This window comes from Mycobacterium farcinogenes (genome assembly GCF_019739075.1).
In the GTDB taxonomy this organism is placed as follows: domain Bacteria; phylum Actinomycetota; class Actinomycetes; order Mycobacteriales; family Mycobacteriaceae; genus Mycobacterium; species Mycobacterium senegalense.
The window spans coordinates 142354-165370 of sequence record NZ_CP081673.1; the positions used below are offsets into that span (position 1 = coordinate 142354).

At 67.6% G+C, this 23017-nt stretch carries 20 protein-coding genes and 1 pseudogene; 7 read left to right on the forward strand and 14 right to left on the reverse strand.

The annotated features are described in order from the left end of the window. The first annotated feature begins 6 nt into the window (after positions 1 to 6). Together K6L26_RS00630 and K6L26_RS00635 are read left to right on the forward strand one after the other, a co-directional pair. Positions 7 to 1257, forward strand: a complete 1251-nt coding sequence (locus tag K6L26_RS00630) for an acyl-CoA dehydrogenase family protein (protein WP_064896358.1) — start codon at positions 7 to 9, stop codon at positions 1255 to 1257. Next, positions 1257 to 2054, forward strand: a complete 798-nt coding sequence (locus tag K6L26_RS00635) for a tyrosine-protein phosphatase (protein WP_036390636.1) — start codon at positions 1257 to 1259, stop codon at positions 2052 to 2054. Before K6L26_RS00630 ends, K6L26_RS00635 begins: the two co-directional genes overlap by 1 nt. Positions 2055 to 2060: 6 nt before the next feature. Here K6L26_RS00635 and K6L26_RS00640 read toward each other — a convergent pair whose 3' ends face one another. Continuing rightward, positions 2061 to 2333, reverse strand: a complete 273-nt coding sequence (locus K6L26_RS00640; RefSeq protein WP_019347512.1) for a hypothetical protein — start codon at positions 2331 to 2333, stop codon at positions 2061 to 2063. On the opposite strand from K6L26_RS00640, the gene K6L26_RS31570 reads away from it, so the two are divergent. After that, positions 2220 to 2525 (forward strand): Rv1535 domain-containing protein, encoded by a 306-nt coding sequence (locus tag K6L26_RS31570; protein WP_245008782.1) that lies wholly within the window; start codon positions 2220 to 2222, stop codon positions 2523 to 2525. The two genes, K6L26_RS00640 and K6L26_RS31570, sit on opposite strands and share 114 nt — an antisense overlap. On the opposite strand, the pseudogene K6L26_RS31955 reads toward K6L26_RS31570, so the two are convergent. The 8 genes and pseudogenes from K6L26_RS31955 to K6L26_RS00680 form a co-directional block, all read right to left on the reverse strand. Then, a pseudogene (locus K6L26_RS31955) lies at positions 2429 to 6805 on the reverse strand (HAD-IC family P-type ATPase); the annotation flags it as partial. The gene K6L26_RS31570 and the pseudogene K6L26_RS31955 sit on opposite strands and share 97 nt — an antisense overlap. Next, a complete protein-coding gene (locus tag K6L26_RS00650; protein ID WP_221852406.1) occupies positions 6802 to 7284 on the reverse strand; it encodes a hypothetical protein in 483 nt (160 codons plus the stop codon). The gene K6L26_RS00650 and the pseudogene K6L26_RS31955, both read right to left, overlap by 4 nt. Positions 7285 to 7403: 119 nt before the next feature. Beyond that, positions 7404 to 7940: a YceI family protein gene (locus K6L26_RS00655; RefSeq protein WP_245008663.1), complete on the reverse strand. Its 537-nt coding sequence runs from the start codon at positions 7938 to 7940 to the stop codon at positions 7404 to 7406. After that, the gene (locus K6L26_RS00660) at positions 7937 to 8443 is read right to left on the reverse strand and encodes a DUF456 domain-containing protein (protein ID WP_036392498.1); all 507 of its coding nucleotides are present in this window, start codon (positions 8441 to 8443) and stop codon (positions 7937 to 7939) included. Before K6L26_RS00660 ends, K6L26_RS00655 begins: the two co-directional genes overlap by 4 nt. Then, on the reverse strand, positions 8440 to 9162 hold the full coding sequence (locus K6L26_RS00665) for a methyltransferase domain-containing protein (RefSeq protein ID WP_076211041.1): 723 nt from the start codon (positions 9160 to 9162) through the stop codon (positions 8440 to 8442). The genes K6L26_RS00660 and K6L26_RS00665 overlap by 4 nt, the downstream gene beginning before the upstream one ends. A gap of 9 nt (positions 9163 to 9171) precedes the next feature. Beyond that, positions 9172 to 9867: a haloacid dehalogenase type II gene (locus K6L26_RS00670; protein WP_221852408.1), complete on the reverse strand. Its 696-nt coding sequence runs from the start codon at positions 9865 to 9867 to the stop codon at positions 9172 to 9174. Continuing rightward, positions 9867 to 10832, reverse strand: coding sequence for an NADPH:quinone oxidoreductase family protein (locus K6L26_RS00675; protein WP_221852409.1), 966 nt, complete (start codon positions 10830 to 10832; stop codon positions 9867 to 9869). Before K6L26_RS00675 ends, K6L26_RS00670 begins: the two co-directional genes overlap by 1 nt. Positions 10833 to 10837: 5 nt before the next feature. Next, positions 10838 to 11704: an SDR family oxidoreductase gene (locus K6L26_RS00680; protein ID WP_043369520.1), complete on the reverse strand. Its 867-nt coding sequence runs from the start codon at positions 11702 to 11704 to the stop codon at positions 10838 to 10840. A gap of 218 nt (positions 11705 to 11922) precedes the next feature. Between K6L26_RS00680 and K6L26_RS00685 the strand changes: the two genes are divergently transcribed. After that, positions 11923 to 12102, forward strand: coding sequence for a hypothetical protein (locus tag K6L26_RS00685; protein ID WP_047039606.1), 180 nt, complete (start codon positions 11923 to 11925; stop codon positions 12100 to 12102). A gap of 130 nt (positions 12103 to 12232) precedes the next feature. After that, entirely contained in the window at positions 12233 to 12430 is a 198-nt protein-coding gene (locus K6L26_RS00690; RefSeq protein WP_043369518.1) for a hypothetical protein, read from the forward strand. Between the two features lie 69 nt (positions 12431 to 12499). On the opposite strand, the gene K6L26_RS00695 is transcribed toward K6L26_RS00690, so the two are convergent. The 3 genes from K6L26_RS00695 to K6L26_RS00705 form a co-directional block, all read right to left on the reverse strand. After that, the gene (locus K6L26_RS00695) at positions 12500 to 13432 is read right to left on the reverse strand and encodes a class I SAM-dependent methyltransferase (RefSeq protein WP_221852411.1); all 933 of its coding nucleotides are present in this window, start codon (positions 13430 to 13432) and stop codon (positions 12500 to 12502) included. Beyond that, complete coding sequence (locus K6L26_RS00700) at positions 13429 to 14391, reverse strand: SAM-dependent methyltransferase (protein ID WP_019346727.1); 963 nt, start codon at positions 14389 to 14391, stop codon at positions 13429 to 13431. The genes K6L26_RS00695 and K6L26_RS00700 overlap by 4 nt, the downstream gene beginning before the upstream one ends. 72 nt (positions 14392 to 14463) lie before the next feature. Then, positions 14464 to 15099, reverse strand: coding sequence for a TetR/AcrR family transcriptional regulator (locus K6L26_RS00705; protein ID WP_036392500.1), 636 nt, complete (start codon positions 15097 to 15099; stop codon positions 14464 to 14466). A 123-nt stretch (positions 15100 to 15222) separates the two neighbouring features. Between K6L26_RS00705 and K6L26_RS00710 the strand changes: the two genes are divergently transcribed. Both K6L26_RS00710 and K6L26_RS00715 read left to right on the forward strand, forming a co-directional pair. After that, positions 15223 to 15798: a TetR/AcrR family transcriptional regulator gene (locus K6L26_RS00710; protein WP_019346725.1), complete on the forward strand. Its 576-nt coding sequence runs from the start codon at positions 15223 to 15225 to the stop codon at positions 15796 to 15798. Between the two features lie 11 nt (positions 15799 to 15809). Next, positions 15810 to 17966 carry an FUSC family protein gene (locus tag K6L26_RS00715; RefSeq protein WP_221852412.1) on the forward strand — a complete coding sequence of 719 codons (2157 nt, stop codon included), beginning with the start codon at positions 15810 to 15812 and terminating at the stop codon, positions 17964 to 17966. Here the strand turns inward: K6L26_RS00715 and K6L26_RS00720 are convergent, their stop codons facing one another. Together K6L26_RS00720 and K6L26_RS00725 are read right to left on the reverse strand one after the other, a co-directional pair. After that, entirely contained in the window at positions 17967 to 21536 is a 3570-nt protein-coding gene (locus K6L26_RS00720) for a WD40 repeat domain-containing protein (RefSeq protein WP_221852414.1), read from the reverse strand. Beyond that, entirely contained in the window at positions 21533 to 22915 is a 1383-nt protein-coding gene (locus K6L26_RS00725; protein ID WP_221852416.1) for a toll/interleukin-1 receptor domain-containing protein, read from the reverse strand. Before K6L26_RS00725 ends, K6L26_RS00720 begins: the two co-directional genes overlap by 4 nt. Positions 22916 to 23017: the final 102 nt, after the last annotated feature.

Genomic DNA, 23017 nt, shown 5'->3' on the forward strand with positions numbered 1-23017 from the left:
GCTGCCATGGACTTCGCGCTGTCGGCCAAGGCGGCTGATTACCACTCCCGGTTGACCGACTTCATGACCGAGCATGTTCTGCCCGCAGAGGCCTCCTATCACGCGTATCGCGAGGAGAAGGGCCCCAAGGACCACACGGTGCCGCCGGTGGTCGAGGAACTGAAGGTCAAAGCGCGTGAGCAGGGTCTGTGGAACCTGTTCCTGCCCTCGGAGTCGGGCCTGACCAACCTGGAGTACGCGCCACTGGCCGAGCTGTCTGGCTGGAGCATGGAGATCGCCCCCGAGGCGCTCAACTGCGCGGCGCCGGACACCGGGAACATGGAGACCCTGCATCTGTTCGCCAACGAGACCCAGCGCAAGCAGTGGCTGGAGCCGCTGCTGGCCGGCGAGATCCGCAGCGCGTTCGCGATGACCGAGCCCGCCGTGGCCTCCTCGGATGCCCGCAACATCGAGACCACGATGCTGCGTGACGGTGCGGACTATGTGATCAACGGCCGCAAGTGGTGGATCACCGGGGCGGCCGATCCGCGGTGCAAGATCCTGATTGTGATGGGCCGCACCAATCCCGATGCGGCCAGCCATGCGCAGCAGTCGATGATCCTGGTGCCGGTCGACACCCCGGGCGTGGACATCCAGCGTTCGCTGCCGGTGTTCGGCTGGCAGGACCAGCACGGGCACTGCGAGATCGTGTTCGACAACGTGCGGGTACCCGCCGAGAACCTGCTGCACGAAGAGGGCAGCGGCTTCGCCATCGCCCAGGCCCGGCTGGGCCCGGGCCGCATCCACCACTGCATGCGCGCCCTCGGTGCGGCCGAGCGGGCCCTGGCGTTGATGGTCGACCGGGTGCAGAAGCGCGTGGCGTTCGGCAAGCCGCTGGCCGAGCAGGGTGTGGTGCGTGAGTCGATCGCCAAGTCCCGCAACGAGATCGACCAGGCCCGGCTGCTGTGCGAGAAGGCCGCCTGGACGATCGATCAAGAAGGCAACAAGGCCGCGCACGTGCTGGTTTCCCAGATCAAGTCGGTGGCCCCGCAGATCGCCTGCAACGTGATCGACCGGGCCATCCAGGTGCACGGCGCAGCCGGGGTCAGCGATGACTTCCCGCTGGCCCGGCTCTACAGCTGGCACCGCGCGATGCGGCTTTTCGACGGGCCCGACGAGGTCCACATGCGCACCATCGCCCGCGCCGAACTGGGCCGGGAGAAATCCCCACTCGCGGCGGCGGCGTGCGGCCATACGGGTTCGGCGGTGACGGCGTAGTGACCACCGAGCTGGGGGAACTGTCGGGGGCGTGGAACTTTCGCGACGTCGCCGAGATCACCGCGATCCGGCCGGGGCTGCTCTACCGCTCCAGTCAGCTCAGCCAGCTCTCGGATGCCGGCCGCGCCGTGTTCCGGCGGCTCGGCATCACCGACGTGGCCGACCTGCGGTCCCACCAGGAGGTGCAGCGCCAAGGGACCGGGCAAGTGCCCGACGGCGTGGCGGTGCACCTGCTGCCGTTCCATCCCGACGACCCGTCGAACGACGCACCGCACGAGAGCACCTTCCAGCGGGTGATGTCCGAATCCGGCGAGGGCGAAGACATCACCGCTGCGGCCCGCCGGTACATGACCGAGGTATACGAGGAGTTCCCGACGCTGCCCGGCGCCCACAGCGCGGTGCGTGAGGTGATCTCGCTTCTCGGGCAGCAACGTCCGGTGATCGCGCACTGCTTCGCCGGCAAGGATCGCACCGGTTTCACGGTCGCCACGGTGCTGGAGGCCGTGGGCGTCGACCGGGACCGCATCTTCGAGGATTTTCTGGCCAGCAACGGCGCCATCCCGGCGCTGCGGAACCGCATCATGGAGTCGGTGCGGGCGCGCTCGCAGGAAGCCCCCGAGATGATCACGTACGCCGAGGCCAGGCTGACCGACGAGGTGCTCGGGGTGCGCGAGGATTACTTGGCCGCCGCGTGGAAGAAGCTCGACGAGGCATACGGCTCGGTCGGTGGCTTCCTGGAGGCGGCCGGGGTGTCTGCTGACGACGTGGCGGCGCTGCGGGCCGGCCTGCTCGGCTGAGCGGGGTCAGGCGTCCGCGAGGGCCTCTCCCACCTCCTGGACCACGCGGTTGTGCTCGTTCTGCATCAGCGCGTGCCCGGCGCCGAGCAACAATGCGACGGGCCAGTCGATGATCTCGACCGCCGCCAGGATGCCCAGCGCCCCGTAGTAGGCCACCTGTTCGGGATGCGGCACCTTCACCCGTCCGACGACCGGCAATGTCACGGCGAATCCGCGTGCGTTGCGCACCGCGTCGACCGCGTCGCGGTGCCCTGTTGCCGTTTTCGACTTTTCTGTCATTGGTCACCTTTCCGTCACGTCGTCTTCGACATCTCGACGTGTCGACTTCTCAGCGTGAGAGGCGTGATTACATCCGGTTCCGGCGCCCCGGCCGATCCGTTGACCGACGCCGTTTCCCGCGTGTTGACCGTGCCGTTGCGTGAGGTATATGCCGTGCTGTGGCGCTGCGGAGTGCTCGACATCGACGACTGAGCCGCTTCTTCGGGAGCCCGGGCGACGAACTTCGACACCAGCCGGGGCGCGACCGCGGCGACGCCGGTGGCGAGGCCGGCCGCACTGAGCGCCTGCGCCCACCCGAGCGGATCCAACGGCGTGCAGCCCAACAGCTGGCTGACGCCGGGAGTGCTGATCGCGGCGCCCAGGGTGACCAGGGACCCGGCGGCGGTGGCGATCACCAGCGGGCCGTGCGAGTCGATCAGGGTCTGCGCCAGTTGGGTGGAGACCAGCGCGACGAGCGCCACGGTGGACGCGCGGCGCGGGGCCAGCGTGAAGCCCGCCGTCAGCCAGGCGCCGGTCGCCGCACCCGCGGTCGCCGCACCCCGAATCGCCACGGTGCGCCACAACTCGCCCTGGTCAGGACCGTGCCCGGCAGCCCCGACCGCATGGGTGGTCGGGCTGACCGCCAGCGCGGCGGCCGGTAGCGCGTCGGTCATCATGTTCACCAGCAGCAGTTGCCGCGTGTTCAGCGGTGATCGACCGGTCAGGGCACTGCCCACGATGGAGAACACCACCTCGCCCGCGTTGCCGCCGAGCAGCACCGCCACCGCGGCCTGAACCCGGCGCCACAGCTGGCGGCCTTCGTCCAGCGCATCGGTCAGCGAACCGATCCGCCCGTCGAGCAGCAACACGTCGGCCGAGCTGCGGGCGGGATCGCTGCCGCGGGCCGCCACACCGATGCCGACGGTGGCCGCCCGGATCGCCGCCGCATCGTTGGCGCCGTCGCCGACCATGGCGCACACCATCCCGATGCGTTCGAGCGTCTGCACCACCTGCACCTTGTGCTCCGGGGACATCCGGGCGAACACCCGCCGGTCGCGGACCGCCTGCTCCTGGTTACGGCGCGGCATCGCCACCCAGTCCTCGCCGCTGATCACCTGCTCGTCTGCGATCGACAGGCCCAGCTCCGCTGCGATCGCCTTTGCCGTGACGGGGTGGTCACCGGTGATGAGCCGCACACCGATCTCGTTGTCCTGCAAGGTTTTCAAGACCTGAGCCGACTCGGCGCGCGGGGTGTCCGACAAGCCCACCAGACCGACGAACTGCAACCGCTGGGTGCAGAGCGCGGCCAGCCGGTCAGCATCGGAGCGGCCGCGTTCGGCTTGGGCAGTGCTGAGCGTGCGCCGCGCCACCGCGAGCACCCGCAGCCCGTTGCGCGCCATCTCCTCCACCGTGTCCGCCACCGACGGGTCCAGGCCCGCGCAGGCCGACAACACCACCTCGGGCGCCCCCTTGATCGACAGCTCCTCCCCCACCATCGCGGCCGAGAACTTGCGGCCGGACCGGAACGGCAGATAGGTGCCAGTTCCGTTGAGCGGCTGCGAGGCGGCTGCCGCCGCGGCCACCGCCGCGTCGGTGGCGTGCTCGTAGTGGTCGCCGTTCTTCGGCGGAGTGGCCCGGGCCGCGCAGTCCAGCACCTGCTGCTCGGACACTTCCCGGCCCGCCGTACGCACCTGCGACACCCGCAACCGGTTCTCGCTGAGCGTGCCGGTCTTGTCGAAGCACACGACGTCGACGCGACCGAGCGCCTCCACCGACCGCGGGGCGCGGACCAACACCCCGGTGCGGGTCAGCCGCCGCGCCGAGGCCTGCTGGGCCAGCGTTGCCACCAGCGGCAGCCCTTCCGGCACGGCGGCCACGGCCACTGCCACACCGCTGGCCACCGCACTGCGCAACGGCAGCCGGCGCAGCAGGCCGAGCCCACCGACCAGGGCACCGCCGGCCATACTGAAAGGCAGTGCGCGATTGGTGAGTTCACGTAGCTGTGCTTGTAACCCGACCGCCGGGCCGGTGCCGTGCCCGATGTCGGCCGCACGCCGGGCCTGCGTGGCTGCGCCCACCTCGGTCACCACGGCGACGACGGTTCCGGTGACCAATGTGGTTGTGGCATAGAGCATGCAGTGCCGTTCGGCCAGTTCCGCCCCGGGTACGGCAGCGACTTGTTTGGGGACCGGCAACGATTCGCCGGTGAGCGAGGCCTCGTCGGCCTCTGCGTCGACGGCGTCGATGATCCGGGCATCGGCCGGCACCACTTCACCCGGGCGCACCTCGATAATGTCCCCGGGCCGCAGCCGGGTCGCCGCGACGCTCTCGTAGCCGGCTTCGCCGTCATCCTTCAGCCGGCGGGCCGGCGGATCCTGGACTGCCAGCAACCGGCTCAGCAACCGCTCGGCCCGGACCTGCTGGGTGGCGGCCAAAACGGCGTTACCGGTGAGCACCGAACCGACCAGAACCGCGTCGACCGGCGAGCCCAGCATCGCGCTGGCTGCCGAGCCGACCGCCAGAACGGGCGTCAGCGGATCGGACAGTTCCGAACGCAGTGCGGTGGCCAGTTCGGTCAGCGGCCGGGGCACCGCCTGGTGCCATTGCCGTCGGTCTGGTTGCCTCCGCCGCGAATCTTGTTCTGCGGCCTGTGCTTCGGCGATCCGGCTGCGGACCTGCTCGGGTGTCATCGCATGCCAGTCCTCGACCGGCGCCGCCTTGGGCTCGGCATCCAGCAGAGCGCTGCGGGCCAGCCAGAATCCATTGACCAGTCCCGCGGCCGCCCCCGCGGTCACCGGCCCGGGGCCTCGCCCGCGGACTCCGGGGACCATAAGCAGCGCACCCAGCAGCGTGCCTCCCGTGGACAGCTCGACGCCCCGCTCGCTGGCGCGCCGCGCGGCGGGCATCGCGTGCACCAGCCGCCACATCGCCGCGAGGTCCACGGCCAGGACGTCGGCCTGCCACGGGATACCGCCACCGCGGCCGAGCAGTCCGATCGCCAGGTCCGCTGCACCCAGCGCCTGCGGTGCGTCCACCGACAGCACCGCCACGGTGCGGCCGTCGCGCTGCAGCGTCTCGACCGCGCCGGCCAGAGCCGTATCGATGTCGGTGTCCGAGCCGGCCTCGTGAAGATCGTCGAATGACGAACGCAGATCGCCGAGTTGGTCGAGGTTCAGCGATACCGCCTGCGCACCGGCCCGGCGAATCTCGGCCAGCACACCGTAGGCGCGCGGATCGTGCCTCCGGTACACCAGCACCTGCCCGCGGGCCCTGCCGTTGCGCGCGGCCCCGCCGAACGCCGGCGCCACGCGGTGCCAACCCGCGGACAGCTCGCCCGCTTCCAGACGGCTCTGCGCCCACTGCCACACCTCGGCACGGTCGGCTTGGGCCACGTCGCGGAAGCGCCCCACCCGTAGCTCGTCGGTGGCCAGCGCGCGGGGATCTACGACCACTGCATCGACCCGGTCGAGCAGGCGTAAAGCGTCGGGCCGCAACTGCACCAGATCGCGCCGGTCGGCCAGGCCGCGGCCCAGCGTGCTGGCGAAGGCCTCCCGGGAGTTGCGCGCCGCCTTGGGCGCGGTGACGACCGCGGCGGTCGCAGCGGCACCGGGATCGCGGGTGAGAGCACCTACCGAGGCGGCCGCCATCGCCTGTGCCCGGCCGCACCGCTGCGCATAGCGTTCGACGACACCGTCGGGCAGCGCACGCGGGCGTACGGGCTCGGGGGCAACGGTCCGACATTCGGCCTGTGGCGCCAGGGTCGGTTCGAGCGCCTGCCAGGCGTCGGCCGCAGCGGCGGTTTCGGCCAGCTGGGCGAGGTGGCGGACGAATTCCACCGCGACAGCCGCCGGGGCCTGGGTGAGCGCGTACACCGCAGCGGCGCCGAGACTCAACACGGCGTCGGCGCCAGGCACACCGAGCCGTGCCTCAAGCACCGCCCGTATCTTCGGCTGATAGTCGACGGCGCTGACGGCCGCCATCACCCCGGCCGGGACCCTCGGCAACATCAACGTGCGGCCGGCCACCGCAACACCGATCCCGATTCCGCTGGTGGCGGCGCTGATCGCCTTGAGGGCCAGCAGGATCCCGTCACCCGGCAGATCGTTGGGACGGCCGGCTGCGGCTCGCGCGGCCGGCTGACCCTCGGCCTCGGCAACCAGGTCACACAGCCGGGCCAGGTCGACAGATGCCGGATCAGCGTCGGCCTCGATGTCGACGATGACGCGCGCCAACGGGCGGTTCAGACGGGCCCGTCGGACCCCGGGATGCCTACGGAGCTCACGCACTATCGCGGCCCCGATGCGCTCACCGTTATCGCCCTGCAGGCCGCGGACTTCGATCCAGCACCGGTCCGTGCCGCGCCAGCAGCGACGTGCGGGCGGTCCGCCGACCATCTCGGTCACAGCGGTGACAACCGCCCGCGCCGGCCGGACCACGGGCGCCGCCACCAGCTCGGCTGCGCCCTGGACCATCCGTCCGATCGCGGTGATCACTTAGTGCGGGTCGCCGCCGAGGACCGTCGAGACGAGGACCGACGCGCTGTCGTCTTTGGCCGGCTGCTCGTCGCGGAGCGCTTCGCCGGGGCAGCACGTTTGGTCGCCGTCGACTTCTGGGCCGTGGACTTCTGCGCCGCGGACTTCTTCGGCGGTGAGGTGTTCCGGTCCGGCTGCTGATCACCGGCCCGGCCGTCACCCGTGCGCTCGTTGATCTGATGAACCACCAGCGCTGCTCCTCCCACGGTCAGCAGCACCGGCCATTCGACGAGGCCGGCAGCGCCCACCGCGGCCAGAGTGAGCACCGCAGCGGCCGGCGATCTGCTGCCCTGACTCACGCCGCTGCGAATTCCTGCGCCGACCCCTTTGATTCCACCCACCACGCCGTTGACGGCAGCGCCGCCGACAGCTCCCGCGGCTGCGGTGGTCGCGTCTGCGGTCCGGCTGACTGCCTGTAGGGCACCTGAGACGATGTTCACGAGGGACTCCTCACCTTCACCGTCTCAACAACTACCCCTTTGATCGGCGTCTTACACCCGGGTTGAGCCAGGCTGACAGGAACTTGTCAGTCCGGTGAACAGCAGAGGTTTTCCGCTGGTCAGCCACCGACGCGAGGAACGTTGGCAGCCAACGACACCCGCACCTCGTCGGCCACCTTCATCGCGCCCATCAGCATCGAGTACTGCTTGATTCCGAAATCGCCGTGCCGCACAGTTGCCGTCCCGAGCACAGAACCGTCGGACACCTCGACCTCGACGGTCTGTTCCCCGGAGTGACCGGCGAGCTCGAGAACCCCGCGCAGTCGCACCCCGGAACCAGAGCGCTCGATCGACGTGGATCGGAAACGGGCCTGTGGAAACTTCTTCGCGCGCAACGTCTTCAGGGCATTGGTCCGGATCAGCACCTTCTCGGCCCCCGTCAACGGTGTCATTCCGCCCTCGCCCCGCAGCACGTCCAAGGAATCGAGGTCGACCGTCACTTCCACCGCCGACGGCACCTCGCCGTCCCATTCGACGGACGCGTGCCACGAGCGCATGGCGATGGTCAACCGATGCCCCATCCGCGACGCACTGCCCGTCACGCCGGTACTCAGCAGCAACTCGCCCGACTCGGGGCCCAGGTTCCAGTGCGTCACGACGCGATCACCAGGCCCGTCACCCAGGCGACGGTCGCGAGCAAGGCTCCTGTCAGCTCGACGCCGACCGACAACGCAACTCCCTTGAGCGCGTGCACAGTTGACACCCAGGCTCGCCGGTAATCGTGACGCGAGGCCAGCTCGGCCAGATACACCCCCGCGACGAATCCGATCACCAGCCCGATCACCGGGATGACGAAGAAGCCGATCAGGCCGAGCACACCGCCGGCCACCAAGCTCCAGATCCCGACCTCGGCGGCCCGCATCCGCCGCACCGGCCACGCGTACTTGATCACCTCCGCGGTCACGAAGAACACGGCCGCCACACCCAGCGTCACCCAGGCGACGGTGGCGTTGCCGGTACTGGCCTTGGCTTCCCAAATCGCCCACACCGCGATCGCGGCGAACACCAGAAACCCGCCACCGGGCAGCACTGGCAGCACGATGCCGAGAAGTCCGATGGCGATCACCAGTGCGACGAGAACAACACCCAGGGTGCTCACGGCTTCTGCCCACGCACCCATTGCATGGTGCCCATGGTCTTGGACCGCACCCGTTCCAGACCCAGCTCCTCGAACCGGTCGGCGAGCTCGTCTTCGGCGAAGAAGCGGGCACCGCCCTTCGACAACAACCGCGCCGGCCCTCGATTGGTCGCCGTGGGCACCATGACCGCGATCCGGCCGCCCGGCCGCAGCACCCGGACCATCTCGCCGAGTGCCGCCTCGGCATCGGGAATCAGTTGCAGCACCGCGATCGAGGTCACGGCATCGAAGACGTCGTCACGGAATGGGAGTTTCTGGGCGTCGGCGCGCAGGAAGCCGACCTGTCGGCCGGCTTCGGCCTCGACCGCGCGGGCCAGCATCGGCTCGGAGATGTCGACGCCGAACGCGAACCCGTCCAGACCGGCCGATCGGGCCAGCGCGGCCGTCACATTGCCCGGACCGCTACCGACGTCGAGCGCGAGGCCGCCTGGCGGGATGTTCAGCCATTCGGTCGGCTGCTGCCACGCCGTCATCACCTTGCGGCCGAGCGCCTGGGCGTTGTCGTAGAGCATCGACCCGACCGAGGATGCCCACGCCTTCTGGATGAATCCGGCGTTCTTCGGGGCGTCACTGCCGCCGCCCAACAGATCGAGGTACCCCTTGCTGACGTCGGGCTCGTCCGGCGGATCGATCAGGAGATCCAGTGCCTTGCGCAACGCCCCACTCGATGCGGTGTCCACATCTCTACGCTACGCACCCAGTTGGTCGGCGAGGTCGACAAAATCCGTCGCGATGATGTCGAAATCGCCGGGCGCGACGTCGTGGGGAGCCGCGTCCGGCCCGTACTCCAAGGGCCGGGCCACATAGGCGGTCCCGAGTCCGGCGGCGCGGGCCGCGCGTAGATCGGCCGGATGGGCGGCGACGAGCGTCAGTTCCTGCGGGGCCAGATCGAGCAGGTCGGCGCACCCCAGGTATGCCTCGCGATCAGGCTTGTAGTGCCGGAACAGCTCTGCCGAAATCACACAGTCCCACGGCAGCCCGCCGTGTTTGGCCATGTTGGTCAGCAGTGAGACGTTGCCGTTCGACAACGTCGTGATCAGGTAGCGCTGTTTGAGCCGGGTCAGCCCGGCGACCGAGTCCGGCCAGGGGGCCAGCCGGTGCCACGCCCGGTTCAGATGGTCGATCTCGGCGTCGGAGGCCCGGATGCCCGCGGCGCCGAGCAGGTCGACCAGGATCGCGCGATGCAGATCGTCGATCCTGGTCCACGGCAGCTCACCGCGGCGCACCCGGTCCATCGCCGGGGCATAGCCGGCCCGCCAGCTATCGGCGAAGGACGGCCAATCCCTTTGCAGCCCAAGGCTTTCACCGAAGGATTCCAGCTCACCGATGATGCTGGACCGCCAGTCCACGACGGTCCCGAACACATCGAAGGCCAGCGCCCGCACTACGGCTCCAGCACCAGCTTGCCCCGTACCTGCCCGCTGGCCAGGGCATCGAGGGCGGCCGCGCCCTCGGACAGCGGGAACCGCACCGGTGCCGGCGGACGCAACCCCGCGGCCACCAATTTGTTCAGTTCGGCTCCGACCTGAGCCTGGGCGGCAGGTTTGCGGCGCAGGAACTCGCCCCACCCGACACCGACCACGCTGACGTTGCGCAGCAGCAAGCGGTTCACCTTGACCGTCGGTATTCCGCCGCCGGCGGCGAATCCGATGACCAACAGCCGGCCTTCGGGAGCCAGCACCCGGATGGCGTCATCGAACGCCGGGCCGCCGATCGGATCGACCACCAGGTCCACACCCTCACCGCCGGTCGCCTCCATCACGGCCTCACGCCAGCCGTCGGCCAGCGGCAACACCACGTCGGCGCCCACCGATGACACGAACTCCTCGGCGCGCGAGCGGTGCACCATGGCAATCACCTTGGCGCCCATGGCTTTGGCCAACTGGATCGACGCGACGCCGATACCGCCGGCCGAGCCCAGCACCAGGACGGTCTCGCCGGCCACCAGCCCGCCGCGGCGGGCCAGCGCGAACTGCATCGTGTAGTAATTGCCCAGCAGCGAAGCCGCCTCGCCGTCGTCGAGCCCGTCGGCGGTGGGGATGACGTTGGCAGGTACGGCCGCCACCTGTTCGGCGTACCCGCCGAGCATGGTCATCGCCGACACCCGCTGACCCGGGGTGAACCCGGAGCCCTCGGGCGCTGACCGCACGGTGCCGGCCACCTCCATGCCGGGGGTGAACGGCGGTTCCAGCCGTAGCTGGTACTCACCGCGCAACAACAGCAGATCGGGGAAGCAGACGCCGGCGGCGCCGACGTCGATGACCACCATGTCGGAGGACACGGGGTTGTCGACGTCGACGTACGCCAGCCCGGACGTACCGGTAAGTGCCTGCGCTACAAGCGCTTTCACCGGTTCTAGCCCAGCTTGAAGCTAGCCTGCGAAGCGGCGGACAGATCGGTGATCTCACCCCACTTGGCGGCCACGTCATCAACCGACGGAACGCCGTCGGAGAAGGTGACTCCCTCGTTCTGGAACAGCGCGGTGCGCTGCACCTTGCCGCCGCCGACGATGAAGATGGAGTCGGTGTCGGGCAGTTCCTCGGTCATCAGGTAGGCCACCACCGGGGCGACGTACTCAGGGGTGAGCTTCTCGAACACCTCAGGCGGCAGGATGTCCTGGGTCATGCGGGTGGCCGCGATCGGGGCGACCGCATTGGTCTTGATGTTGTACTTGGCGCCTTCCTGAGCCAGCGTGTTGATCAGACCGACCAGGCCGAGCTTTGCGGCACCGTAGTTGGCCTGACCGAAGTTGCCGAACAGGCCGCTGGTGGAGGTCGCCACGACGACGCGGCCGAAGCTCTGCTCGCGGAAGTGCGGCCACGCGGCGCGGATGACGTTGTAGCCGCCGTACAGGTGCACCTTGAGCACGGCGTCCCAGTTCTCGAATGTCATCTTGTGGAAGGTGCCGTCACGCAGGATGCCCGCGTTGGACACCACACCGTCGACCTTGCCGAACTCGTCGATGGCGGTCTTGATGATGTTCTCGGCACCCTCGGGCTCGGCGACGCTGTCGTAGTTCGCGACCGCGCGGCCGCCGGCGGCCTTGATCTCGTTGACAACCTCGTCGGCCATGTTGTGGCCGGCGCCGGTGCCGTCGCGGGCTCCGCCGAGGTCGTTGACGACGACGCTGGCGCCCTCGCGGGCCAGCGTCAGGGCGTACTCACGGCCCAGACCGCCACCGGCTCCGGTGACGACGACAACACGGTCCTGCACTCCTGGCATGAAGATTCCTCCTCGGTAACGGGCCGCGGAACGGCTCAGCTCCCCTCCTGTATACGGCGGGCGGATAACTCCCGCTTAACCGGGTCGGTCAGTGCCCGGACCGTTGCATTCCTGCCAACCGCCGGTCAATTGCCGCCAGCGCCGCCGACGCGGAATCAACCGCTGCCGCCTTTAGTTGAATGAATCAAGAAAACGGAGAGATCGAAAGAGGCAGAACGATGAAGAAGTTCGGAATCAAGGCAGGGATGAGCACAGTGATCGCCAGTGGCCTGGCCGCCGCCGTGCTGGGTCTGGCCGGCCCGGCGTCCGCCGACGTGGCCCATCACGATTGGCTGGATCAGATCGGCCCGCACGTGACCGTGCCGCACGTCGACACCACCGTGCACCAGAGCCACTGACACCGCACAGTCCCTGCACCGGCGGCGCAGGTGACCACCGTCACCGGTTCCGCCGGGTTTTATCGGAATAAACAGCCAGGTCAGTCGGGTTATCTAAAGCGGAATGTGTTCCCAAAAAGGATAGATATCAATGAGAAAGTTCGGAATTCCCGCAGTGCTCGTCAGCGGACTCGCCACCGCCCTTCTGGGCCTGGCCGCACCCGCCTCAGCCGGAGTGGACCACCACCTGTGGGTGCATCAGATGCACCAGAAGGCGACCGTCCCTCAGGTCGACACCACCGTCAAGCACACCAATGTGAACCGGACCAGCGCGATGTCCAACCGCTGATCCGAGACGAAAATGTAAGGGGCGCCCCACAATCGGGGCGCCCCTTTCGTCGTGTCGGTGAGGCCGGGCTCAGAGCCTCTCAGCTGTGACGAACGTAGAGAACGCGCGCGTATCGTCATGCTCGATGTCGACATAGCGGCCGAGCCGGCGCATCTCGTCGAGCGAGTGCACCCCGTCGGCCCGCCAACCGTGGACACCCAACCACTCGGCGACATCGGCGCGGTCGGGATCCTCGTAGATCAGGTCCTGAATGTTGAGCGCCTGCTCCATGTTGAACTGTTCGGCGAAGCGCTCGAAGCGCTCCCGCATCGCCTCGCGACGTTCACCTGATGAAACCCCGGCCGTCTCGGCCGCGATCCGGCTTCCCGGCGCCGACAACTCGGTGACCAGCTCGAAGAGCCGATCCTGGGCATCGGCGGGCAGGTACATCAGCAGGCCCTCGGCCAGCCACGCGGTCGGCTGCCCATCATCAAAACCCGCCTCCCGCAAGGCCTTCGGCCAATCCTGGCGCAGATCGACGGCCACCTCGCGGCGCTGCGCCGACGGCTGCACACCGTGAGCGGCCAGCGTTTCGGCCTTGTACTCCAGCACCTTCGGCTGGTCGATCTCGTACACGGTGGTGCCGGCCGGCCAGTCCAGCCGATACGCCCGTGAGTCCAGGCCGGAGGCCAAGATGACGATCTGGCGGATACCGGCCCTGGCGGCCTCGGAGAAGTACGCGTCGAAGAAATGGGTGCGCACCGCTTGGTAGCTGCCCATGTGCTCGAAAATCTTGGCGGCCTCGTCATCGACCTCCGCGATCTTGGCGGCGACGTCGTGATCCAGCAGCGTCTCCCAGAAACCCGTTCCGGCACCGGCCACCAGGATGGCGGCGTACGGATCACGGATCAGCGGATTCTCGCGACCGGTCTCACCGGCTCGGGCGGCGGCGACCATCACCGCCGTCGAACCCACGCTGGTGGCGATGTCCCAGGTGTCGTCATGGCTGCGCAGTGAGCTCATCGGGATTCTCCGTCCCATCGGGCGCGCAACAGCACGCTGTCCAAACCGAGTTCGGCGAGTTCGTCGGCCGCGGCCGGCCGGCCCAACCGGGCCATCTCGTCGGGGCTGTGCACCGCGTCCACCTCCCAGCCGTGCGTCGCGAGCCATTCGGCGGCGTCGGCCCGCTCGTCATCGGTGTACATCAGCGCGTCAGCGTCGATGTCGAGTCCCAACGAGGTCCGCATGTGCTCGCCCCGGGCCCGGCGCGCGGCGCGCTTTTCCGGGGTGTAGCGGGCCGGGTCCATGGCGAAATCCTCGACAGCCAGCCGGCTGCCGGGTGCACTGTGGGCACCGACGAGTTCGAACAACCGGTCCTGGGCGTCGGCCGGCAGGTACGGCAGCAGGCCCTCGGCCAGCCACGCCGTGGGCTCAGCGGGGTCGAATCCTGCGTCGATCAGGGCGGCGGGCCAATCCTCACGCAAGTCGATCGGCACCGGCACGTGCTGAGCGCGGGCCACGGCCCCGTGCGCACCCAACGTCGCGGTCTTGTACTCCAGCACCTTGGGCTGGTCGATCTCGTACACCGTGGTGCCGGCCGGCCAGTCGAGGCGGAATGCCCGCGAGTCCAGACCCGCGGCCAGGATGACGACCTGGCGGATGCCGTCGTGAGTGACATCGGTGAAGAAGTCGTCGAAGTAGTGGGTGCGCACGGCCTGGTAGTTGCGGGCCATGGCGTGGATGCGGTGGGCCTCCGGATCGTCGCCGATCCAGTGCGGTTCGCTGCCGGCCAGCTGGGCCCAGGCCGGGCCGGCGGCCGCCACCAGCAGGAAGGCGAACTCGTCGCGAATCAGGGGTTCGGGTTGTGCGGTCTCGGCGGCGCGGGCGGCGGCCACCGCAAGCGCGGTGGCCCCGACGCTCTCGGTGACGTCCCAACTGTCGCCTTCGGCCCGAACGAGCCGCACATCGCTCAGATCAGTCATTTGCCAAGCCATGTTACCGAAGAACTTAGCCAGGCTATACGGTGATGTGGGGCACCTCACGGTGCCGGTGCGTCAGTCGCGCAGCTGCCAGAGCTTGTTCGCCATCAAGAGTTCGAACTTGTCCACGATGACTGCCACGTCGTCGCGATGGCCCACGTAACCGGCATAAAAGCCCATCCCCCACATGACCGCGACCAGCATCTCGACGATCGCCGGGATGTCGGTATCGGTGCTGAGCTCGCCCCGCTGGACAGCGTCGTCGACTGCCCACTTGACGAACTCCCGCGAGCTGCGCAGCGCGTCGTGCTCCTCGGAAATCAACTCGGGATGACGCTGCGCCTCCAGCACCGAGGTGACCAGGAATGCCGCCGCCGAGCGGTCGGTCGAATCCGCATCCATGGCCGCGGCGAAGAACGCCGAAATACGGCCCAGCAGAGTGGTGGCTTCCCGTGCCTTGGCAATGCCCGCCGCGATCACCTTCGCATTGGTCTGCTCGACCACATCCCGGTAGAGAACACGTTTGCTGCTGAAATAATGATTGATTGCCGGGCGGGTGAGATCGGCGCGGATCGCGATGGCTTGGAATGTAGCTGCGTCGTAACCAAGTTCGCTGAAAACTTCACGGGCAGCACGCACGATGCGCTCGCGAGTCTCCGCCGCCTTTGCTGCAGGAGGGCGTCCCGGTCCCCGGCTCGCTGTGTGGGCCACATCCAAATTGTGCCACACGTCACCTGATGGTCCCGATGCCGTCACGTTCATGTGCGTTAAAAGCGGCTGACCAGCAAAGCCCCGCTGCGGCCAAAAATCGACGACGAACTAGCGTGGTGCCCCATGGCGGGGGGTGTTTCGCGGGAGGCGTACTTCGAAACCGGTCTGGACGTGTTGTCCGATCTCGGGTACGGGGGGCTCAAACTCGCAGAGGTGTGCCACCGGTTGGGTGTCACGACCGGGTCGTTCTATCACTACTTCCCCAACTGGGCGTCCTACACCCGGGAGCTGATCGCGCACTGGCGCGAGGCGCGCACCCTGCGGGTGGTCGAGGCGATCCGCGCCGACAACGATCCGCATCACCGCATCGAGTCCCTGACGACGGAGGCACTGGCGCTGCCGCACGGCGCGGAGGCGGCCATCCGGGTATGGAGCTCGCTGGATCCAGACGTCTACGAAGTGCAGGCGGTGGTGGACCAACTGCGTTTCGACATCATCTACGAGTCCGCCTACGAGATCATCGGCGACGAACGCAACGCCCGCTATTTCGCGGCGTGGAGCTTGTATCTGGTCGTCGGTTACGAACAGACGACATTGCCCCGCGACCCCGAGACGCTCGAGTGGATCACCGGCCAGATGCGCGATGCGCTCGAAACGGGCCGGTTCACTCCGCCGCCGGGATCGGACCAACCGGTCTAACATCGGCGATCATGCTGACCCCGGCCGAAATGTGGCGCCGGGCAGCTGACCGCCTGCGTGACTCGTTGCGCGCCAGGGACCCCGAATACGATGCGCTGCGCCGCGCTCTGCGGGCCGCCATCGTCCTGCCCATTGCCGCGGCACTCGGCTTCGCCGTGGGCGGCGACTCCCAGACCCCGCTGTTCGCGATCTTCGGCGCGGTTTCCCTGCTCATCACCGCCGATTTCCCGGGCAACCGCCCCGCCCGGGCGGTCGCCTACGGCGGCCTGGCCGTCAACGGTGCCGTCTTGATCGTGCTGGGAACGGTGCTGGCCCCATACCCGTGGGTGAGTGTGGCGGCGATGTTCGTCGTCGGCGTGGTGGTGGCGTTCTCCGGAGTGCTCAGCGAGATCGTCGCCGCCGGGCAACGCGCCACGCTGCTGCTGTTCGTGCTGCCGCTGTGCACGCCCGTCGGGCCGATACCCGACCGGCTGCTGGGCTGGGGCATCGCGCTCGTGGTCTGCGTGCCCGCCGCACTGTTCTTCTTCGCGCCCCGCCACCATGACGAGCTGCGCCGCGACGCGGCCCGGGTATGCCGGTTACTGGCCGACCGGCTGGAAGGGCAGGCCTCCGACCGCGACGTCACCCGCGCGATGAATGCGCTGTACGCCAGCTTCCTCGGCGCCGACTACCGGCCCGTCGCCCTCAGCGCCGGCAGCCGCGCGCTGGTGCGCGTGGTCGACGACTTGGGCTGGATCTGTGACCAGGTCACCGACGAGACCGGCGATCTGCTCGGCGCCACCCGCGAGCCCACGGTTCGCGTGCTGCGCGACAGCGCCGCGCTGCTGAGAATTCACGATCGGGCCGAACGGGCCGAACGCGAAGCCGATCTGCGCGCGGCGCTGGCCGAGCAGCGCACCGTGGCCCAGAGCAGCTACCGCGACGACATCACCCAAATCCTCGGCATGGCCGACGACAAGGCCGCCGCCGACGTCGGGCGGGCGCTGCTGAATCGGCGCACCATCTCGGCCACCGTCGCGGTCACCGGCCGCGTGATCGGCAATGCCGCGCTGGCAGACGCGCGTCCGGTGTGGGCCCGCGTGCTGGGCCGGCGGCTGCCGAAAACCGGGGCCGCGGATTGGGTGATGCCCGAGACCGTCGCAGTCGCTGCCATCACCCGCGGTCTGCTGACCACCCGTGCGGTGGTGCTGCGCAACAGCCTGCGGACCGGGCTCGGCTTGGCCCTCGCGGTGGCCGTCACCCACGTGTTCCCGGTGCAGCACGGGTTCTGGGTGGTGCTGGGCGTGATGTCCGTGTTGCGCAGCAGCGCGCTGGACACCGGGACGCGCGTGCTGCGGGCGGTGGCCGGTACGACGATCGGCTTCATCCTCGGTGCGTTGGTCATCGAGTTCGTCGGCATCGACCCTGTGGTGATGTGGATCCTGTTGCCGCTGGTGGCATTCGGATCGGCCTACGTGCCCAAGGTCGGATCGTTCATCGCCGGGCAGGCCGCGTTCACCATGATGGTGTTGATCAACTTCAACCTGATCGCACCGACCGGTTGGCGGGTCGGATTGGTCCGGGTCGAAGACGTCGTCGTGGGCGCACTCGTCGGGATCGTGGCGTCGGTGCTGTTGTGGCCGCGGGGAGCCACGGCATCGGTAGCCAAGGCGATCGAGGAGGCCAGGGCGGTGGGCGCACAATTCCTCAACGCCGCGGTGCTGCGCGTGACCCGGGGCGCCTCCGAGGCGGCCACGGATCGCGTGATCGCACTCGGCCACGACACTCTGACCGCCACGCGTACCCTTGATGACGCTGTCCGCCAATATCTTTCGGAGACAGGAGGACCCACCGACCAGCGCGCTCCGGCGGTGCGCGCGGCCAACCGGGTCATCCGGGTCCGGGCCGTCGCCGAGCTGATCGCCGACGTCGTGCCGCCGCCGCTCGGCGTCTACGCCCGCACGCGTGAAGTGATCGAGGAACACGCCGCAGCCATCTGCGCGCGACTCACCGGGGCCGACTCGACCTCGGCGCTGGTACCCATCGGGGAGAGCTTCGTCGTGTCGTTACGCGCCGAGGCGGCCGGAACGGATCTCGCCGTGTCCGCGGCCCTGCCCCTGGTGACGGCCGCCGCTCATCTCGGCGAGCTGGAGTTGTTGTACCCACAGCCGGCCGAGTCGGTGGGTTAGCTATCCGGCGTACTCGGATTCCGGCAAGTCACAGACGTTTCGGTACTGGATCTCCGGCGATACCGTTTTCTTCCACTGATCGCGGGTCATGAAGTGCGTAAGTTTGTCGCACAGCAACTCTGGATTCGCCGGCAGGACCGGCCAGATTCGAAGCGTGTTGTCGTCGCTGGCCGACAGCAATTTCGTTCCGTCGGGGCTGAACTCGATGTTCGTCACCGACCCGAAATGAACGCGGACCGGCGCACCGAGCCGACTTTGATCCCCGACGTTCCACAGCCGGACGCCACCGTCGTCGCCACCCGAAGCCAGCGTCCGCCCATCTGGGCTGAACGCCACCGCGGTAGTGACGGCATCCTCCAGGTTCATCGGCCTGCCGGCGAGCGCAGAGGTGTCGGTGCGCCACAGCCGCAGGGTGTAATCCTCGTAGCCGACCGCAAGCATGCTTCCACCGTCGTCGAACGCGATGCTCGACACAGCCCCACCACCGTCATTCATCGCAGACCCCAACCGGGCGCCGGTGTCGGTGTCCCAGAGTTCGACCGTGCCGTACACACCGCCGGTGGCCAGGACCCGGCCGTCGTCGCGCAGCGTCATCGTCCAAATGTCTTCGGCCGGCACGATTCGATTCCCGACCGGCTGCATCTTCTCTGTCCCGTACACCTGCGCCGCCCGGGATTCGAGCTGCGCCACGATCCGGGTCACCGAGGAGTCGGCCGTGACAATTCTCGGGTTTCCGGGGATGCGCAGTGGTTCACCGAGAGGCGTGCGGGTCCGGGCATCCCACAGCCGCGCGTCGACGTCGGAACCGAACGACAGCAGGCGATTCTCGTCGACGGGGAACAGATACTCGATGTCGGCGTCATCGATGGTCAGCGGTTCGCCGATGGGCCGCCCACTCGCCGGGCTCCACCACCGGACCGTCTTGTCCCGGCTGCCCGAACCGATGCGACGCCCGTCGTCGAAGAACCCGGCCCAGACCTCATCGTCGTGGCCGACCATGCGTTGCCAACCGACGTCCCACAACCGGATGGTTCCGTCGCTGCTGGACGACACAAGATGGCGGTTGTCGGGGTGGAAGGCCAGGGTGTTTACCGCAGCTTCGTGTCCGGGCAGATAGCCGATGAGACGGTTCGTATCCGTGCTGTACAACCTGATGAGCCGCTCGTTGCCCCCGGTGGCGATACGGGTGCCGTCAGGACTGAACGCCACACTGTTGACGGCGCCGGCATGGGTCAGCGGTGATCCGACCTGCCGTTGGGTGCCCGCGTCCCACACTCGGACTGTGCTGTCTTTACCTGCGCTGGCGATGCGGGTCCCGTTGGGACTGAACGCCACACTCGTCACCTTGTCGCCGTGAACGATCCGACCGATCAGCCGGCCATCCACACCCCACACCCGCACCGTCTTGTCCTCACCACCAGAGACCACACGAGAACCATCGGGACTGAACGCCACACTCGTCACCTTGTCGTCATGAACCATCTGAGCGACCAGCCGGCCATCCACACCCCACACCCGCACCGTCTTGTCCTCACCACCAGAGACCACACGAGAACCATCGGGACTGAACGCCACACTCGTCACCTTGTCGTCATGAACCATCTGAGCGACCAGCCGGCCATCCACACCCCACACCCGCACCGTCTTGTCCTCACCACCAGAGACCACACGAGAACCATCGGGACTGAACGCCACACTCGTCACCTTGTCGTCATGAACCATCTGAGCGACCAGCCGGCCATCCACACCCCACACCCGCACCGTCTTGTCCTCACCACCAGAGACCACACGAGAACCATCGCGATTGAACGCCACGCTCTTCGTCGGTGCCGGGAGGTCGATGAGTTTGAGCAGATCGCGCTCCTTGTTGAGGGTGGTCAGCAGCTCGTACTGTCTGGCGGGCAGCGTCGACGGGATGGCTTGTGCCGCAAGCAACATCTGCATCAGCTTCACGTCGTGGCTGCCCTGCGTCGACAGCTCGCCCAGCATCAGCTGCGAGTCCGCGTACAACCGGTCGATGAGAGCTTCGCGATTGCTGGTTTGGGCATCCGCGCGCTCCTGAAGTGCCCATCCAGCGCAGCCGACCGCCACGACACACGCTATGGCCAACGCGGCCAGCAGCCGTTTGAGTCGGCGCGCAGCCGCCTCCTCGGACTCCAGCCGCCGGTCGCGTTCAGCCAATCGTTCACGATCCAGCTCCGCCTCACGCAGCTTGGCAGCCTGCGCCAAGGCCTGGCGTTCCTGCTCGGCGGCCGCCGCAAGCGCCTGCTTCTCCCGCTCCTTCGCCTCCTCCGCACGCCGACGGTCCTCTTCGGCTTCCCTCCGGTCGCGATGGTCACGGACCGTGCCCGTGAGCACGTCGTGAATCAGCTCAATCCGTTGTGTGCCATGGTATTCCGCGAGACGAACCAGTCGGGAGTCGATCAGCTGGTCGAGTTCCTCGTGGGTCAGGCGGGACGGAACCGTATCCTCGACAGCCTCGAAATCGCGGAAACCCGTCTTGGTAATCAACTGGTTCTCAATGAATTCCGCGACCTCCGGCCGCATACCGCTCACGCAGGAGGTGTAGTAATTCGGGATCGTAGAACGGCCGTGCTCCTCGACGAGCTGCTCGTCGAACGCGGATTTCCCGAGGCGCTTGCGCTCTTCGTTGAGCTCGCGGCAGACCAAGCTGAGCAAGGTGGGTTCGACATCGCCCGCGCCGCAGCGATTGGCCGGAACCTCGACGTCCTCCGGTAGGGAATCGGCGCCGGAATGCAAACCCGCTCCGGCGATGATCCCGATGACCTGACGCGCCAGTTCGGGTGTCATCAGGTGTTCGGCCGGTTTGTACACCGCGTCGAACGCTTCCTCGGTGTTCAAGGGGCGCAGCCGCATTCGCGAGCGCCCCAGCGCAGGAATGAACCGGCACCAGTCTTCAAGGTGGGGAAGAAAATCTTCCCGCAAGCTGACCAGCAGCTTGCAGTTGTGCGACCGCAAATCGAAGCGACGAGCCGCGGCCGGGTCGTTCCTGATTCGAGCGGCCAGGCCCGCGGGGATCCGGTTCTCCGCGAGGTCGGCCAAGTCGTATTTGAATGCGTCCACTTGATTCGGTATGCCCTCGCCGAGCGTGAACAGCTCTTCGAACTGGTCGAGGACGATCACCGGTGTCAGTAGATAGTTCCGGGTACTCCACAACTCCAGGTCGGCACGATGCAGGTACTCCCAGAGTGATTCGTCGTCCTGGGGCAACGGCGCGTCGGGGGCTTCGGCATGAATGGCGGTGCGGACCGCTTCATGGAGCTGACTGCTGAGTGAGGCGGTGCCCGCCTTGAGGTCGAACCGCACATAGATCGGCAAATAGTTTTCATTACGAAGCAACGGGAACAGACCCGCGTGCAGCAGTGATGTCTTGCCCAGACCGGAGCGACCGAACAAGACCGTGACCGGCGCGTCGAGAACCTTCTTGAAAAGTTTTTCGCATTCGTGGACACGGCCGTAGAAGAAGTCCTGCGCGTCTTCGCAATAGGATTCGAGCCCGGGCCACGGATTGTCCGCGTCCAGCCTCAGTGTCACCGCTGCGTGCATCATGCTGCGTCGTTACGTCGGAATTCCCGGATGGCCGAGATCACGTCCTTGGTCAGGTCTGCGTCCGGTTCTCCCCCCGGTGCGTGACCGAACTGGAAGTCCTTGAACTCCCGCGGCACCTGCTTGAATCGCGTCGCGTCGCCGTCGTAGTCATCGTCGATGACGACCGGCATGATGAAGCGCCGGCCAAGAATGCCGCGCGTTCGGTCTACCGCCTCGTTCCATTCCCTGAAAACGTAACTTTCTTTCTTCCGTTCGGTGTTCGCGGAGATGACCGGTACGAACAAGCTGACGGTTTGACGAATGCTGCTGAGAATCTCGTCTTCCCAGGCGTCCCCGGCGTGCAGTTCCCGCTCGTCGAGCCAGGCCACCCCGCCGAGTCTGGTGATCGCGTCGTACAGTCGCCGTGCCGCGACGACGTCTTCGTGCTTGCAACTGATGAAGATCTCCGCGGTGTCCAGCGCAGGCGGTTCCGTGTCTTGTACTCCGTCGCACCGGATCCCGGTTGCCACCGGCGGCCGAGGGCTCGGTTTCTTGGCCTCCCAGCGCTGACGCAACTCCGCCACGAACTCGCTCGGCTCCATGTCCAACTGCTTGACCATCGTGCGACGGCAGTACGTCGAGAAGAAGCCCGACAGCGAAGGTTCTCGGGAGTTCGCGGCGAAGAAGAACGGTTTGCCGCCGAGCGACAGCCGTTTGTCGCTGGACAATCGCACGAGGAACCGCCCGAACCAGTCGGGGATCTCACAACCGATGAACAACATCGGCTGATGCTTCAGTGGATAGTCGAGCCAGTCGGGGAGGCTGGCCTTCTCCGTCAGCAGCGCATGGATCCACTCCAGTCGATCTTCCTCGTGGATCGCATACTCCGGCATGGCCGCGGTTTGACCGAACAGGCTGAGAACGACGGTGTCGTCCGGTGACGGCTCTCTGGCGTTTCGTTCCTGGTCGGGAGTGGACTTATTCGGACAGAACGAAATCTCGCGCACCGACCGGCCACGAATCGCACTCAACGCTCTGGCCAGCAACCGGTCCGGCGTGGTCGTCACGAACAGCCGGAGGTCATCGATGGCCGCGAGGTCGCGCAGCGCATCCCCGGGCTCCGGATCGAGCTCCACGACGATTTCGTCGATCACGCCATACAGGTCATCGACCTCGTCTCGCCCACGCTCACGCAGGAACGCGGCCACCGCTTGGTCGGTGGTCGTGACCCCGGGCGGAACGGTCAGGTCGAACCGTTCAGTGAGGGACTGGCCCACCAGGGTTGTCAGCTTTTGCTCAGAGCCGCCGACCTTGACCACGGTGACGTCGGGCCCCACAACCGGCATCAGCACCTGGTGCCGGATATGTGAGAGAAGGCTGGTCCAGAATTCCTCACTCATCTCGAACTGCTCGATTCACATTGCGCCAAAGAACTGCCGGCGTCGCTGGGGTGGCGCAGCACCAGCGCGGGGTGTCCAGGGGACGCTCCAGGCACAGACCTA

Excerpts from the sequence above, each read along its gene's own strand:
- K6L26_RS00630 (WP_064896358.1), top strand. The coding sequence starts at position 7 with ATGGACTTCGCGCTGTCGGCCAAGGCGGCTGATTACCACTCCCGGTTG.
- K6L26_RS31570 (WP_245008782.1), top strand. The coding sequence starts at position 2,220 with ATGCGGCACCTTCACCCGTCCGACGACCGGCAATGTCACGGCGAATCC.
- K6L26_RS00640 (WP_019347512.1), bottom strand. The coding sequence starts at position 2,333 with ATGACAGAAAAGTCGAAAACGGCAACAGGGCACCGCGACGCGGTCGAC.
- K6L26_RS00680 (WP_043369520.1), bottom strand. The coding sequence starts at position 11,704 with ATGCCAGGAGTGCAGGACCGTGTTGTCGTCGTCACCGGAGCCGGTGGC.
- K6L26_RS00685 (WP_047039606.1), top strand. The coding sequence starts at position 11,923 with ATGAAGAAGTTCGGAATCAAGGCAGGGATGAGCACAGTGATCGCCAGT.
- K6L26_RS00690 (WP_043369518.1), top strand. The coding sequence starts at position 12,233 with ATGAGAAAGTTCGGAATTCCCGCAGTGCTCGTCAGCGGACTCGCCACC.
- K6L26_RS00695 (WP_221852411.1), bottom strand. The coding sequence starts at position 13,432 with ATGAGCTCACTGCGCAGCCATGACGACACCTGGGACATCGCCACCAGC.
- K6L26_RS00700 (WP_019346727.1), bottom strand. The coding sequence starts at position 14,391 with ATGACTGATCTGAGCGATGTGCGGCTCGTTCGGGCCGAAGGCGACAGT.
- K6L26_RS00710 (WP_019346725.1), top strand. The coding sequence starts at position 15,223 with ATGGCGGGGGGTGTTTCGCGGGAGGCGTACTTCGAAACCGGTCTGGAC.
- K6L26_RS00715 (WP_221852412.1), top strand. The coding sequence starts at position 15,810 with ATGCTGACCCCGGCCGAAATGTGGCGCCGGGCAGCTGACCGCCTGCGT.
- K6L26_RS00720 (WP_221852414.1), bottom strand. The coding sequence starts at position 21,536 with ATGATGCACGCAGCGGTGACACTGAGGCTGGACGCGGACAATCCGTGG.
- K6L26_RS00725 (WP_221852416.1), bottom strand. The coding sequence starts at position 22,915 with ATGAGTGAGGAATTCTGGACCAGCCTTCTCTCACATATCCGGCACCAG.